Genomic DNA, 13,004 nt, shown 5'->3' on the forward strand with positions numbered 1-13,004 from the left:
CCCCTGAAGCGAGCGAAGCCCGCCTTCAGGGGCGCGGGGAACTGCGCGAGAAGCCCCACCGGCCCGCACCCGCCGAACGGACCGAGGACCCGGCAGGCGCCGACGCGTCCCGCCACCCCAGCGCCAACCCCCCGGCCAGCACCAGCGCACCCAGCACCGCCCCGGCCGCCGCACCCCACCCGGCCCGGGCCACCAGGGGCGCGGCCACGGCGGAGCCCACCGCTCCGGCGCAGAAGTACAGCAGCAGATACACCCCGCTGAGACTCCCGCTCCGCCGCGGGTCGACCCCGAGGATCCGCGCCTGATTGGCGGCCTGCGCGGTGAAGCACCCCGCGTCGAGCAGCGCGAGCCCCGCTCCGGTGAGCACCGGCCGCCCGAGTCCCGCGCACAGCATCCCCGCCCCGGCCGCGGCGACTCCCATGCTCACGCAGATCACCGCCCGCGGCGAGTACCGGTCACCGAGCCGCCCGGCCACCGGAAGCGCGGCGAACCCCAGCGCCCCGGCGAGGCTGTAGAGCCCGATCGCGGCGGCGTCGAGATCGTACGGGGGCTGGGCGAGCCGCACCGTGAGCGCCACCCAGACCAGGCTAAAGGCGAAGTACCACAGGCTGCCCTGGACGACGGCCCGGCGCAGGGTGCGATACCGGCGAAGCAGCCCGGGCAGTTCGGCGAGCGTCGCCAGATAGCCGCCCCGCGGCGCGGGCCGCTCGTCCGGCAGCCGCCACCACGTGCCGCCCGCGCAGACCAGCACGAGCCCGGCGGCGACGAGGAGCATCCCGCGCCAGCCGACCGCCTCGGCGAGCGCCCCGCCGACGAGCCGGCTGAGCAGGATCCCGGCGGACATGCCGGCGGCGACGAGCCCCACGGCCGCACCGCGCCGCTCCCCCGGCACCCCGCGCCCCGCGATCGCCGACGCCGTCGCGCTGACGCTCGCCCCCGCGCCCACCACGACGTAGGCGATGAGCAGCGGTCCGAGGGTGCCCGCGCCCGCCGCGAGCAGCAGCCCGGCGGTGAGGAGCAGGAGCTGGCCGGTGACGAGGCGGCGCGGCGCCGCGCGGTCGACGAGCGGCAGGAGAAGGGCGAAACCCGCGATGCAGCCGGTGAGCGCGGCGGTGGTGACGAGGCCGACGGCGGCCGCCGAGGTGCCGGTGTCGTGGGCGATGTCGCCGAGCGCGGGCTGGACGGCGTAGTTGTTGGCGAGCGCGATCCCCGCGGTGCAGGCGAGGAGCGCGACTCCGCCGCGGGGCAGGCTCACGGAGTCTCGTCCCGGACCAGCACGACCGCGTAGCGGCATTCGTCGGGCGTGGAATTGACGAAGACGCACGGCGCCGGGGAGCCCAGTTCGACCGTGTCGCCCGCGGTCAGCTCGTGCACCGAGTCGCCCTCGTGGAAGGTGAGCCGGCCGTCGAGGACCCAGATGATCTGCCGGTGGAACGCGAACGCGGCCGCGGGGTAGGGCACGCGGGCCCCGGCCGGCAGCCGGACCTCGGCCACCTCGGCGGGGAAGCCCGGGCCCGAGATCTGCCGCCGCGCGTACCCCGTCTCGGGGTCGAGCCAGCGCGGGGCCGCCTCGGCCCGCCGGACGCGCTCGGCCTCCGCCGTCCCATCCGGGTCGAGCAGCGTGGCCACGCTCAGCCGGAACGCGGCCGAGAGCTTGCCGAGCACCACGGCGGTCGGATTGCTCTCGCCCCGCTCGATCCGGTGGATCATGGCGCGCGAGACGCCCGAGGCGTCGGCGAGCTCCGCAAGGGTCCAGTCGCGCCGGTCGCGCTCCGCGCGGATACGGGCGCCGATCCGCTCCACCAGGGGATCTATCATATTGGACATGGATCTACGATATGAGACGCAGCCGGGGTCCGTGAAGGTCCGCGCGGCGCGCGAAGCCGATCTGGATGCCGTTCTCGGCATCCGCAACCACGCCATCGAGCACGGCACGGCCCTGTGGACGGACACACCGCAGTCCCGCGCGGAGGGCGCGGCCTGGCTCGGCGCGCATCTGGAGCGCGGGTCCGCGTACGTGGCCGACAGCGAGGGGGACGTCGTCGGGTTCGGGGTCTACGGCCCCTGGAAGGACTACTCGGGGTTCCGGCACACGGTGGAGAACTCGGTCTACGTCGCCGACGGCCACCACGGCCGCGGTATCGGATCCGACCTCCTCGGCACGCTCGTCGCGTCGGCCGAGGCGGCGGGGCTGCACGTCATGATCGCCGGGATCGAGGCGGGGAACGCGGCGTCGGTCCGGCTGCACGAGCGGCACGGTTTCACGCACGCGGGGACGGTGCGGGAGGTCGGCACGAAGTTCGGCCGCTGGCTCGATCTGACGCTGATGCGACGGCAGCTGGGCTGAGGCCGCCGACCGGCCGGGCCCGGGATCATCCGGCCGCCTCCGGTCCTCCGTCCGCGTCCCGTGCGCGCAGCAGCGCCGCGTCGAGGGCCTGCCGGGCGCCGTCGGGCAGTTCCCCGCCGGCGGTCCAGGCGACGACCTGCTCGGCGATCTCCCGCAGTTTCGTGTTCGTGTGCTGCGAGACCTCTCTGAGCACGCTCCAGCCCTGCTCCGGGGTGAGTCCGCCCAGCGCGATGACCACGCCGATCGCCTGGTCGACGACACTGTGCGAGACGATGGCCTGCTGCAGCTGACGCATCTCGTCCTGCAGCCCGGTGATTTTCGGACACCGGTCGTCCTGACGCGTCACCTTGCAGCGCGCCTCCGTTCCTGTCCGGCGCGTCCCCGCGCCTCGTCGTGGTGCCGTTCACGCCACGGGCACAACTCTCCTCAGCGTGGACCCTCGGCACGACACCCCAGACGAAACGAGCAGTTCAGGACTGTCCAGAAAACGAAGCGGGCAGGGCTCCGACAAGGGGATTCCGTGGCGGTGGCGCGTCCCGCGGTCATATTCTCCTGCCGAGACGGCCCGGTGGAGCACGAGGAGAGGCGGCATGGACACCCTGCACTTCGACAGCAGCGACCTCGAGGTGACGGAGGATTTCCTCTCCCGCAACTACGCGCGGATGCGGATCGGCAACGGCAGCGCGGACAGCGGCCGCGCCCGGATCAGGCGGGACGCGATGCCGGGCGTGACCGTCGACGAGCTCGACCTCGACTTCGACATGAGCTACGACGTGACGCCGCTGCGGAAGATCTGTCTGTGCCTCGTGCACGAAGGCACGATCCGGGACCACGCGTTCGCGGATGTCGAGGACGCTTTCGGCCCCGGCGACGTCGTCTCGTTCGCCCCGCCCGAGCTCGCCTACCGGGGGCGGATCTGCGCCGCCCGTTACAACATCACCATGCTCGACCCCGAGCTGCTGACGCAGGTCGCGGCCACCGGTCCGCGGTCCGCGCCCGGTCCCGTGCGGCTCCTCGACCACCGGCCGACCTCCGCCGCCGCGGCCGCGTATCTGCGCCGGACCGTCAACCACGTACGCGACCACGTGCTCGGCGACCCGGCCATGGCCGCCGAGCCGTTGATCGTGTCGACGGCCGCCCAGCACCTGGCCGCGAGCGTGCTGGCCGCCTTCCCGAACACGGCGTTCACCGAGCCCACCGGAACGGACCGCCACGACGCGCATTCGGCCACGCTGCGCCGCGCCCTCGCCCACATCGACGAGCACGCGCACGAGGCGCTCACCGTGGCGCAGATCGCCGCCGCGGCCCATGTCGGCATCCGGGCGCTGCAGTACGCGTTCCGCCGCCATCTGGACACGACGCCGCTCGCGCATCTGCGCCGGGTCCGTCTGGAGCGGGCGCACGCCGAGCTGCGGAGCGCCGATCCGACGACGGACGTGACGGTGACGGGCGTCGCCGCCCGCTGGGGCTTCTACCACCCCGGCCGCTTCGCGACGCTCTACCGGGACACCTACGGACGGCCCCCGCACCGGACTCTGGCCGACCGCTGACCGCCGCTCTCCTTTCGTTCCCTCTTTCCCGTTCCCTTCCTCCCCTCCCGTCCGTCCCGACGCCCCCTTGCTCCCCGGAGGTAGCGCCTTGCAACCCGACGCCCGTGACGGCCGTCTCGGCCCCGACGACGGCTCCGAGCCGTCGGAGCGTCTCGTGGAGCGGATGGAGGACGAGATCGCCCGCCTGCGCCGCTCGATGTCCTCGCACGCGGGGATCGACCAGGCCGTCGGCGTGATCCTCACGATGGGCCGGATGACACCCGCCGAGGCCCGGGACGCCCTGCACGAGGTCTCCGCACGCACCGGCGTCACGACGGCCCGCCTGGCCGAGCTCCTCGTCGACTACCCCCGCACCGGCCTGCTCCCCGCTCCCGTGCGGCAGGAGCTGGAGCGGCAGGTGGTCCTGCGCCGCGCACCGGACGAGCAGTGAGGGTCAGGGAGCCTGGCCAGATTCTTCTGGTTCATGGCCGTCCGGCCACTGAGGGGATCCGGGGCGGGCGCGCACGATCGGAGGCATGAACATCCTCTGGGTCTTCGCCCATCCCGAACAGCGCTCCCTCAACGGCTCCTTGATGACCGACGCCCTCCGCACCCTCGACGGACTCGGGCACCCGTACGAGGTCTCCGATCTGTACGCCATGAAGTGGAAGGCGGTGCTCGACGCCGACGACTTCGGCTCCCCGCCCGCCGCCGGGGAGCGGCTCTTCGTCGGGGCCGCGCAGGAACGCGCTTACACGAGCGGTGAGTTGAGTGCCGACATCCGCGGTGAGATCGCGAAGCTGGCACGGGCCGACGTGGTGGTCCTGCACTTCCCCCTGTGGTGGTTCGGGCCGCCGGCCATCCTCAAGGGGTGGTTCGACCGGGTCCTGGTGCAGGGTCTCGGGTTCGGGGTGAAGGCGCCGGACGGGCGCACCCGCCGCTACGGCGACGGCGGCCTGGCCGGGAAGCGGGCGCTGGTCGTCACGTCGGTCGGCGCCCGGCCGTCCGGGTTCGGGCTGCGCGGGATCCACGGGCAGGTGGACGAGGTGCTGTTCCCGCTGCTGCACGGCACGTTCTGGTACACGGGCATGGCGCCGCTCGCGCCGTTCGTGGTGTACGGCGCCGACCGGCAGGACACGGCGGAAGCGGCCCGGACCTCCGCCGCGCTGCGCGAGCGCCTGCGTACATTGCCCGATGAGGAACCCCTGGCGTACCGCACCGAGGCGGGCGGCGCCTACGACGACAGCCTGGTGCTGCGGCCGGACCGCGCACCCGGCCGCACCGGGCTCGGCGTCCACATACGGCGCTGACGGCCCTAGTCCGGTGTGCGGCGCAGCATGTAGACGTCCACCGGGTCCTCGGACTCGACGGTGAATCCGAGCCGCTCGTACAGGCGTTGTGCCTGGCTGCCCTGCAACACGTTCAGCCGGACCAGGACGCCCTCCCGGTCGCAGCGGTCGAGGAGGTGGGTCAGGACGGCCGTGCCGATGCCGCTGCCCTGGAGGTGCGGCACGAGGAAGAAGTGCTCCAGCCAGCGGCAGTCCTCGGCCGGGCGCAGCGCGACGCTCCCGGCGAACGCGCCGCCGACCTCGATCACCCAGGCGTACGCGGGCACGAAACCGTCCCGGAACCGCTGCCGCACCCGGTGCGGATCGAACCGGCCGAGCCGCTCCAGATCAGGGCGCATCACCACGGCCCGCAGCTCGACGATCGCTTCGACATCGGCCGCTTGAGCAGGCCTTATTTCCCAGTCCGCCATGACGGTGACCCTACCGGGGGCGCCTGGGGGCCTGGCCGACGCCTACCCGGCGCCGTCGCGGGCACCCGGAGCGCAGAACGGCAGCAGCAGCCCCGAGGAGGCGCCATGACCCGTGAGCGGAACAGCGATGAGGCGCGGGACGATCGGTCGGGGTCGCGGGAGGCGCGCGCCCCGACCGATCTGCCCGCCCGCTCGTGGTGGACCGTGGTGCGCCGCACGGCCAAGGAGTTCCTCGACGACGATCTGCCCGACAAGGCGGCCTCCCTCACCTACTACGGGGTGCTGTCGCTGTTCCCGGCACTGCTGGTGCTGATCTCCGGGCTCGGCGTCATCGGCGAGACGGCGACCAGGAGCGTCCTCGACAACCTGCGCCATCTCGCCCCGGGCCCGGTACGGGATCTGCTGGGCAATGCCGTGGTGGAGCTCCAGGGCGCCGGTGGCTCGAGCGGTGTCGTCGCGGTGGTGAGCCTGGTGGCGGCCGTCTGGTCGGCGTCCGGTTACGTCGGGGCGTTCATCCGCACCGCCAATGCCGTGTACGACCTCCCGGAGGGCCGCCCGGTGTGGAAGGTGACCCCGCTGCGGCTGGCGCTGACGGTGGCGCTGATGGTGCTGCTCGCGGTCAGCGCGGCGATCGTCGTGTTCACGGGGCCTCTGGCGCGCCGGGCCGGGGAGGCGATCGGCGCCGGGGACGCCGCGGTCACCACCTGGAACATCGCGAAGTGGCCGGTGCTGCTCGTCCTCGTGGCGCTGATGGTGGCGCTGCTGTTCTGGCGGGCGCCCAACGTCCGTGGCGGGGGCTTCCGCTGGCTGAGCCCGGGCAGCGTGGTCGCGGTGCTGCTGTGGCTGCTGGCCTCCGGCGCGTTCGCCCTGTACGTGGCGGGGTTCAGCTCGTACAACAAGACGTACGGCACGCTGGCCGGCGTCATCATCTTCCTGGTCTGGCTGTGGCTGTCGAACCTGGCGATCCTGCTCGGCCTGGAGTTCGACGCGGAGCTGGCCCGGCAGCGCGCCATCTCCGGCGGCCTGCCGGAGGGGCAGGAGCCGTACGTGGAGCCGCGCGACACCCGCAAGTGGCCGCCCAAGATGCGCCGCAGGGCCCGGCTCGGCGACGGTCCTCGGAACGCGGCATAGTCCGGGCCGGGACCGTGACTCCCCCGCATGCGGGTCTCCGGTGGATCCTCGGAGCGGATCGGTTCTACGGTCGAGGTCACTGATCCTCGTAACCCCTCGCGGAACACGGAGCTGACCCCCATGTCGAAGATTCTTTTCGTCGTCACCGGCGCCGACCACTGGACCCTCGCCGACGGCACCCCGCACCCCACCGGCTTCTGGGCCGAGGAGGCCGCCGCCCCGTACGCGGCGTTCAAGGCCGCGGGCCACGAGGTCGTCGTCGCCACCCCCGGCGGGGTCGTGCCCACCGTGGACCGCGGCAGCCTCGCACCGGAGATGAACGGCGGCCAGGAGGGCGCCGACCGCATCGCGCGCACCCTCGACACGATGACCGAGCTTCAGTCCCCGCTGAAGCTGGAGGAGGTGGACCTGGACGACTACGCCGCCGTCTTCTACCCCGGCGGCCACGGGCCCATGGAGGATCTCGCCGTCGACGCCGACTCCGGTGCGCTGCTGACGGCCGCGCTCGACTCCGGCAAGCCGCTCGGCGTCGTCTGTCACGGCCCGGCCGCGCTGCTCGCCGCGACGCGCGAGGACGGCACGAACACGTTCCGGGGCTACGAGGTCGCCGCGTTCACCAACGAGGAGGAGACGCAGGCCGGGCTCGCGGACCGGGCGAAGTGGCTCCTCCAGGACCGCCTCACCGACGCCGGTGTACGGGTCCTCGTCGGCGAGCCGTGGGCGCCGAAGGTGGTCACCGACCGCAACCTCGTCACCGGCCAGAACCCGGCCTCCTCGGCGCCGCTCGCCGCGGAGCTGCTCGCCCGGCTGGGCTGAGCGGGCCCGTCCCGCGCGTCCCGGCCGGGTCTCTGCCGGCGGGTGAGCGAGGGCGGCCCGCCGTGTCGCGCGTCAGCCGCCGCGCCGCACCCGGGCCGCCTTGCGGGCCTCCGCCAGCTTGCGCGCCTCGCTCGACTTGCGGGATTTGCCGCCGGAGCCGGAACCCGACGCGCCCTGGTCCTTGCTGCTGCCCAGGCCCCGGAACGGCGCGTTGTGGTTCTTGGGCCGGGCCGCGGCGGGCCCGCCGTCGAGGGGGACGCCGGAGGGCTTGCGGGCGCCCGTGATGCGGCTCAGTTCGGCCTCGCCGGAGCGCACCTTGGTGGTCGTGGGGCGGACGCCGGCCTCCGCCATGACCCGGTCCGCCTCCCGGCGCTCGCCCGAGAGGACCAGGCTGACGACCGTGCCGGAGCGGCCGGCGCGGGCCGTGCGGCCCGCCCGGTGCAGATAGTCCTTCGGGTCGGTGGCCGGGGACACGCTGACCACCAGGTCGAGGTCGTCGATGTGCAGGCCGCGTGCCGCGACATTGGTGGCCACCAGGGCGGTGACCTGTCCGTTCTTGAACTGCGCCAGGGTCCGGGTGCGCTGCGGCTGCGCCTTGCCGCTGTGCAGGCCCGCGGCGGCCACCCCGCTGGCCCGCAGATGGCGGGTGAGCTGGTCGACCTGGTGCTTGGTGTCGAGGAACAGCAGGACGCGGCCGTCGCGGGCCGCGATCTCGGTGGCCACGGCGTACCGGTCGGGGCCGTGCACGAGCAGGACGTGGTGCGCGATCGCGTCGCCCGCTCCGGCCGACAGGTCGACCTCGTGGACGGCGGGGTCGTGCAGATAGCGGGCGACCAGCGAGTCGACGTCGCGGTCGAGGGTGGCCGAGAAGAGCATCCGCTGCCCGCCGGGACGCACCTGGTCCAGGATCTCGGTGACCTGCGGCAGGAACCCCATGTCGCACATCTGGTCGGCCTCGTCCAGGACGGTGATGCCGACCCGGTCCAGGCGGCAGTCCTTGCGCTGGATCAGGTCGTGCAGCCGGCCGGGGGTCGCGATCACGATCTCGGCGCCCTCCCGCAGCGCGGCGGACTGCCGGCCGATGGAGACACCGCCGACGACGGTCGCCAGGCGCAGCTTCAGCACGTGCGCGTACGGGGTGAGCGCCTCGCCGACCTGCTGCGCCAGTTCCCTGGTGGGCACCAGGACGAGGGCGAGCGGCTGCTTGGGCTGGGCGCGCCGACCGGCGAGACGGGCGAGCAGTCCCAGGCCGAAGGCGAGCGTCTTGCCGGATCCGGTGCGCCCTCGGCCGAGCACGTCCCGGCCCGCGAGCGCGTTCGGCAGCGCGGCCGCCTGGATGGGGAACGGCTCGCTCACCCCGTGTTCGTCGAGCGTGCGCAGCACCTCGGCCGGCAGCCCCAGCTCCGCGAAGGACGCCACGGGCGGCAGCGCGGGTGTGGGGGTGGAGTCGGCACGTGCTGATTCGCTCACGGGGAGCCTTCCTCTGAGGGGACCGAACCGAGGAGGGCGCGGCGGTAAACAGATCACGGTAGCACGGGGGCGCGGTGCCGGGTCTGCCCTGGGCGGCTGCTCGCCGGGAGGGTCCGCGGCATCCGCGGCACCCGCCGGCTCGCTCTCCTCCACATGGGCGTTTCATCCCGGACTGTTTATGTCGCCAACAGGGATGAAGGGGGAGAATTGAACCCGGAGACCAGGAGGAGCCATGGCGCAGACCCGCTTCGCCCCCGACCGGGGGCTGACCTCACGCATGGTCACGACGATGTTCTTCATCGGCCTGCTGTACGTCGTGATCGTCGGGGTGCTCGTCGTCCTGCTCAAGGGCGCGTGGGTGGTGATCCTGCTGTTCGCCGGTGCGCTGTTCATCGCCCAGTTCTGGTTCAGCGACCGCATCGCCGCCTTCAGCATGGGCGCCCGCGAGGTCACCGCGGAGCAGGCACCGGAGCTGCACGCCGCCGTGGACCGGCTGTGTGCGCTGGCGGACATGCCCAAGCCGCGGGTCGCCGTCGCGGACTCGGACGTGCCGAACGCGTTCGCGACCGGCCGCAATCGGAAGAACTCGATGGTGTGCGCCACGACCGGCCTGCTCCGCCGGCTCGAACCGGAGGAGCTGGAGGGCGTTCTGGCCCACGAGCTGTCGCACGTGGCGCACCGCGACGTCGCCGTGATGACCATCGCCTCGTTCCTCGGCGTGCTGGCCGGGCTGATCACCCGGTCCGCCCTGTGGAGCGGCGTGGGCCGCAGCAACCGCGACAACAACGCGGCCGCGGCCGTCCTGATCGTCACCGCCGTCAGCGCCGCCGTCTACGCCGTGAGCTTCCTGCTCACCCGGCTGCTGTCGCGCTATCGCGAGCTGTCCGCCGACCGGGCGGCCGCGCTGCTGACGGGCCGTCCGTCCGCCCTCGCGTCGGCGCTGACCAAGGTGACCGGCCAGATGGCGCAGATCCCGACCCGGGACCTGCGCAAGGCCGAGCCGTTCAACGCCTTCTTCTTCGCCCCCGCGTTCAACAAGGAGAGCTTCAACCAGCTGCTGTCCTCGCACCCCACGCTCGAACAGCGCCTCGACCAGCTGGGCCGCATCTCGGCACAGCTCGGCCGCCCGTAGGCGACGCGAGCAGGAGACCAGGCATCACCGGAAGGACATCAGGACGCCGTATGGGATTCCTCGACGCCATCCTCGGCCGGAGCAAACCGGTCCGCCCCGACCTCGACCAGCTCTTCGCCCTCCCCTCGGCCGCCATCACCCTGCAGGCGGCGGCGTCGCTCGCCCCGACCGGAGCGGGGTCCGTCTGCTTCGCGACCGTCGAGGGCGGAGCGTTCGCCCGCATCCAGGAGGACATGGGTGAACTCCTCGACGGTCCCGTGACGTTCACCCAGGACGGTCTCGGCTACACCTGGCTCGAAGTGCGCCACACGCCGGACGACGTGGCGGGCCTGGTCAACGACCTGCACGCGGTGAACACCTCGCTGGAGGAGAGCGGCTTCGGCCCGCACCTGCTCTGCTCCCTGATCGGCTTCACGGACGGCCAGGGACGCTCCGTCGCGCTCGTCTATCTCTACAAGCGCGGCACCTTCTACCCCTTCGCCCCCAAGGAGGGACAGAAGCGGGACAACTCCCTGGAGCTGGAGGTTCGCGCCGCCCTCACCGACGATCTGCGCGTGGAGCCGGACCTCGGCCGGTGGTTCCCCGTCTGGGACGCCCCCGGCCTGACCTGAGCGGGACGCGTCCGGCTACGGGAGCGTGTGTCCGGCCGCACGGAAGAGCCGGTACCACTCCTCACGCGTGAGCGGCAGCTCGGAGCCGGCCGCCGACTCGGCCACCCGGCCCGGGTTGGTGGTGCCCAGGACCACCTGGATGCCGGCGGGGTGCCGGGTGATCCAGGCGACGGCGACACCGGTCGGCGTCACGTCGTACTTGGCCGCCAACTCGTCGAGTACGTCGTTGAGTTCGGCGTACGTCTCACGGTCGCCGATGAAGACGCCGTCGAAGAAGCCCTTCTGGAACGGGGACCAGGCCTGGAGGGTCATCCCGTTGAGCCGGGAGTAGTCGAGCAGGCCGTTGTCCCGGCTGACGGACTGGTCGAGTCCGGCCATGTTCGCCGCGATCCCGGAGGCGATCATCGGGCAGTGGGTGATGCTCAGCTGCACCTGGTTGGCGACCAGGGGCTGCCGTACGGCGGTCTTGAGGAGTTCGACCTGGCCCGGGGTGTGGTTCGAGACCCCGAAGTTCACGACCTTGCCGGCCGCCTGCAGCTCGTCGAAGGCCGCGGCCACCTCCTCGGGCTCGACGAGGGTGTCGGGCCGGTGCAGCAGGAGCAGATCGAGGTAGTCGGTGCGCAGGGCCGCCAGCGACTCGTCGACGGTGCGCAGGATGTGCTCTTTGGAGAAGTCGAAGTACCCGGGCCGGATACCGACCTTGCTCTGGATGACGATCGACTCCCGCTCGGCGGCGGTGAGCTTGACGGCCTGCCCGAAGCGCTCTTCCGAGGCGTGACGCGTGGGGCCGTAGATGTCGGCGTGGTCGAAGGTGTTGATACCGGCGTCCCGGGCGCTGCCGTACAGCGCCCGGACGTGGTCGTCGGGGAGCTCGGCGATACGCATCAGCCCCAGGACGATGTTCGAGGCGCGCAGCTCGGTGCGGGGGAAGGAGATCGTCTTCATGCCCGCATCCTCTCAGGCGGCGCGGCGGCACGAGATCTGCCAGGTGTCCGCACCCGATCTCCACGGATCGTCAGAACCATGGCGCCTGTTACCCGGTGGGGACATGGCGATCTTGACTTTCACTGTCGGCCCGCAAGTAGGTTCGGTATGCACTGATCTTTTCCTTGTGACGAGCCGGCGTCTCCCACGCCGGGAGAAGGGACGCCTATGGGTAGCCACGCCCGCCCCAACCGGCTGCACCGCACCGGAGCCCGCGTCGCGACGGTCGCGCTGTTCGGCGGCGCCGTCCTGCCGATCGCCGCCGGCGGCCTCGCGCAGGCCGACACCGCGCCCGTCACGCACTCCGCGGGCGAGACCGACCGGGTGAGAACCGACACGCCCGCGTCCGCCGACCGGACCCGGAGTGCGGCGGAGACCAGATCCGGGTCCCAGGACGTACCGGACACCGCCCTCGCCAACGCCTACCTGCTGGACGCCCGCGACGGCAGCCAGGAGCGCGAGATGTGGGCCGGTGCCGAGGCCGACCGGAGTGTGCCGATGGCCAGCACCACCAAGATCATGACCGCGCTGGTCGTGCTCCGGCACCCGGAGTGGCTGGACCGGCGGATCACGGTGAAGCAGGAGTACCGCGACTACGTCCAGGAGAACGGCGCCAGCACCGCCGACCTCCAGACCGGGGACACGCTGACCGCCCGCCAGTTGCTGCACGCCATGCTGATCCCGTCCGGCGGAGACGCCGCGATGGCCCTGGCCGACGGCTTCGGCACCGGGGACACCATGGACGCGCGGATCGCCGACTTCGAGAACCGGATGAACGCCGAGGCGCGGCAGTTGGGCATGACCGGCACGCACTTCGACTCGTTCGACGGCATCTCGCACGGCGACAACCGCAGCACCGCCCGTGATCTGGCCGAGCTGGGCCAGCGCGCGATGCTGCAGCCGGTGTTCGCCGACATCGTGAAGACGAAGAAGTTCGAGACAGAGGCCCCCGCGGCCAACGGCCACACCCGCTACTACACCTGGGTCACCACCAACGACCTGCTGAGCAGCTACGACGGCGCCCTGGGCATCAAGACGGGCAGCGGCACGGAGGCCGGCTACTCCCTGGTCTTCGCCGCGAAGCGGGACAACCGCACGCTGGTCGGCGCGATCGTCGGGGCCGACAAGGAGGTCTTCGCCGACGCCGCGAAGATCCTCGACTGGGGCTTCGCCCACTGACAGAGCGCCCTGTGCCGACGCCCCGCTCCTCCCTCGGCCGGAGGAG

Annotated in this window: 15 protein-coding genes; 9 read left to right on the forward strand and 6 right to left on the reverse strand. The window is 72.5% G+C overall.

Annotation, left to right across the window (positions count from 1 at the left end; genetic code table 11):
* Positions 1 to 25: 25 nt before the first annotated feature.
* On the reverse strand, positions 26 to 1,255 hold the full coding sequence (locus tag ABT127_RS12640; RefSeq protein WP_351447881.1) for an MFS transporter: 1,230 nt from the start codon (positions 1,253 to 1,255) through the stop codon (positions 26 to 28).
* The gene (locus tag ABT127_RS12645; protein ID WP_351447884.1) at positions 1,252 to 1,827 is read right to left on the reverse strand and encodes a helix-turn-helix domain-containing protein; all 576 of its coding nucleotides are present in this window, start codon (positions 1,825 to 1,827) and stop codon (positions 1,252 to 1,254) included. The genes ABT127_RS12640 and ABT127_RS12645 overlap by 4 nt, the downstream gene beginning before the upstream one ends.
* Between ABT127_RS12645 and ABT127_RS12650 the strand changes: the two genes are divergently transcribed.
* Positions 1,826 to 2,347, forward strand: coding sequence for a GNAT family N-acetyltransferase (locus ABT127_RS12650; protein WP_351447887.1), 522 nt, complete (start codon positions 1,826 to 1,828; stop codon positions 2,345 to 2,347). The two genes, ABT127_RS12645 and ABT127_RS12650, sit on opposite strands and share 2 nt — an antisense overlap.
* Positions 2,348 to 2,372: 25 nt before the next feature.
* Here the strand turns inward: ABT127_RS12650 and ABT127_RS12655 are convergent, their stop codons facing one another.
* Positions 2,373 to 2,693 (reverse strand): ANTAR domain-containing protein, encoded by a 321-nt coding sequence (locus tag ABT127_RS12655; RefSeq protein WP_351447890.1) that lies wholly within the window; start codon positions 2,691 to 2,693, stop codon positions 2,373 to 2,375.
* Between the two features lie 244 nt (positions 2,694 to 2,937).
* Here ABT127_RS12655 and ABT127_RS12660 point away from each other — a divergent pair, with 244 nt between their 5' ends.
* The 3 genes from ABT127_RS12660 (at position 2,938) to ABT127_RS12670 (ending at position 5,186) form a co-directional block, all read left to right on the forward strand.
* Entirely contained in the window at positions 2,938 to 3,897 is a 960-nt protein-coding gene (locus ABT127_RS12660; protein ID WP_351447893.1) for a helix-turn-helix transcriptional regulator, read from the forward strand.
* An 88-nt stretch (positions 3,898 to 3,985) separates the two neighbouring features.
* Positions 3,986 to 4,327, forward strand: a complete 342-nt coding sequence (locus tag ABT127_RS12665) for an ANTAR domain-containing protein (protein WP_351447896.1) — start codon at positions 3,986 to 3,988, stop codon at positions 4,325 to 4,327.
* Between the two features lie 85 nt (positions 4,328 to 4,412).
* Positions 4,413 to 5,186 carry an NAD(P)H-dependent oxidoreductase gene (locus ABT127_RS12670; RefSeq protein WP_351447898.1) on the forward strand — a complete coding sequence of 258 codons (774 nt, stop codon included), beginning with the start codon at positions 4,413 to 4,415 and terminating at the stop codon, positions 5,184 to 5,186.
* A gap of 5 nt (positions 5,187 to 5,191) precedes the next feature.
* Here ABT127_RS12670 and ABT127_RS12675 read toward each other — a convergent pair whose 3' ends face one another.
* Complete coding sequence (locus tag ABT127_RS12675; RefSeq protein ID WP_351447901.1) at positions 5,192 to 5,635, reverse strand: GNAT family N-acetyltransferase; 444 nt, start codon at positions 5,633 to 5,635, stop codon at positions 5,192 to 5,194.
* Between the two features lie 105 nt (positions 5,636 to 5,740).
* On the opposite strand from ABT127_RS12675, the gene ABT127_RS12680 reads away from it, so the two are divergent.
* Positions 5,741 to 6,766 (forward strand): YihY/virulence factor BrkB family protein, encoded by a 1,026-nt coding sequence (locus ABT127_RS12680; protein WP_351447904.1) that lies wholly within the window; start codon positions 5,741 to 5,743, stop codon positions 6,764 to 6,766.
* A gap of 120 nt (positions 6,767 to 6,886) precedes the next feature.
* Positions 6,887 to 7,582 carry a type 1 glutamine amidotransferase domain-containing protein gene (locus ABT127_RS12685; protein WP_351447907.1) on the forward strand — a complete coding sequence of 232 codons (696 nt, stop codon included), beginning with the start codon at positions 6,887 to 6,889 and terminating at the stop codon, positions 7,580 to 7,582.
* A 72-nt stretch (positions 7,583 to 7,654) separates the two neighbouring features.
* Here ABT127_RS12685 and ABT127_RS12690 read toward each other — a convergent pair whose 3' ends face one another.
* The gene (locus ABT127_RS12690; RefSeq protein ID WP_351447910.1) at positions 7,655 to 9,052 is read right to left on the reverse strand and encodes a DEAD/DEAH box helicase; all 1,398 of its coding nucleotides are present in this window, start codon (positions 9,050 to 9,052) and stop codon (positions 7,655 to 7,657) included.
* Positions 9,053 to 9,284: 232 nt separating this feature from the next.
* Between ABT127_RS12690 and htpX the strand changes: the two genes are divergently transcribed.
* Positions 9,285 to 10,184 carry a zinc metalloprotease HtpX gene (gene htpX / locus ABT127_RS12695; protein ID WP_351447913.1) on the forward strand — a complete coding sequence of 300 codons (900 nt, stop codon included), beginning with the start codon at positions 9,285 to 9,287 and terminating at the stop codon, positions 10,182 to 10,184.
* A 50-nt stretch (positions 10,185 to 10,234) separates the two neighbouring features.
* Positions 10,235 to 10,795, forward strand: a complete 561-nt coding sequence (gene pspAB / locus ABT127_RS12700; RefSeq protein ID WP_351447916.1) for a PspA-associated protein PspAB — start codon at positions 10,235 to 10,237, stop codon at positions 10,793 to 10,795.
* A gap of 15 nt (positions 10,796 to 10,810) precedes the next feature.
* Here the strand turns inward: pspAB and ABT127_RS12705 are convergent, their stop codons facing one another.
* Positions 10,811 to 11,740, reverse strand: a complete 930-nt coding sequence (locus tag ABT127_RS12705) for an aldo/keto reductase (protein ID WP_351447919.1) — start codon at positions 11,738 to 11,740, stop codon at positions 10,811 to 10,813.
* 207 nt (positions 11,741 to 11,947) lie between these two features.
* Here ABT127_RS12705 and ABT127_RS12710 point away from each other — a divergent pair, with 207 nt between their 5' ends.
* Positions 11,948 to 12,958, forward strand: a complete 1,011-nt coding sequence (locus ABT127_RS12710) for a D-alanyl-D-alanine carboxypeptidase family protein (protein ID WP_351447922.1) — start codon at positions 11,948 to 11,950, stop codon at positions 12,956 to 12,958.
* Positions 12,959 to 13,004 lie beyond the last annotated feature (46 nt).

Origin of the sequence: Streptomyces sp. NPDC001904 (genome assembly GCF_040297005.1) — a bacterium.
Classification (GTDB): domain Bacteria; phylum Actinomycetota; class Actinomycetes; order Streptomycetales; family Streptomycetaceae; genus Streptomyces.

Coding starts and splice junctions, on each gene's coding strand:
- ABT127_RS12650 (WP_351447887.1), top strand. CDS start 1,826: ATGGATCTACGATATGAGACGCAGCCGGGGTCCGTGAAGGTCCGCGCG.
- ABT127_RS12645 (WP_351447884.1), bottom strand. CDS start 1,827: ATGTCCAATATGATAGATCCCCTGGTGGAGCGGATCGGCGCCCGTATC.
- ABT127_RS12660 (WP_351447893.1), top strand. CDS start 2,938: ATGGACACCCTGCACTTCGACAGCAGCGACCTCGAGGTGACGGAGGAT.
- ABT127_RS12670 (WP_351447898.1), top strand. CDS start 4,413: ATGAACATCCTCTGGGTCTTCGCCCATCCCGAACAGCGCTCCCTCAAC.
- ABT127_RS12675 (WP_351447901.1), bottom strand. CDS start 5,635: ATGGCGGACTGGGAAATAAGGCCTGCTCAAGCGGCCGATGTCGAAGCG.
- ABT127_RS12680 (WP_351447904.1), top strand. CDS start 5,741: ATGACCCGTGAGCGGAACAGCGATGAGGCGCGGGACGATCGGTCGGGG.
- ABT127_RS12685 (WP_351447907.1), top strand. CDS start 6,887: ATGTCGAAGATTCTTTTCGTCGTCACCGGCGCCGACCACTGGACCCTC.
- htpX (WP_351447913.1), top strand. CDS start 9,285: ATGGCGCAGACCCGCTTCGCCCCCGACCGGGGGCTGACCTCACGCATG.
- pspAB (WP_351447916.1), top strand. CDS start 10,235: ATGGGATTCCTCGACGCCATCCTCGGCCGGAGCAAACCGGTCCGCCCC.
- ABT127_RS12705 (WP_351447919.1), bottom strand. CDS start 11,740: ATGAAGACGATCTCCTTCCCCCGCACCGAGCTGCGCGCCTCGAACATC.
- ABT127_RS12710 (WP_351447922.1), top strand. CDS start 11,948: ATGGGTAGCCACGCCCGCCCCAACCGGCTGCACCGCACCGGAGCCCGC.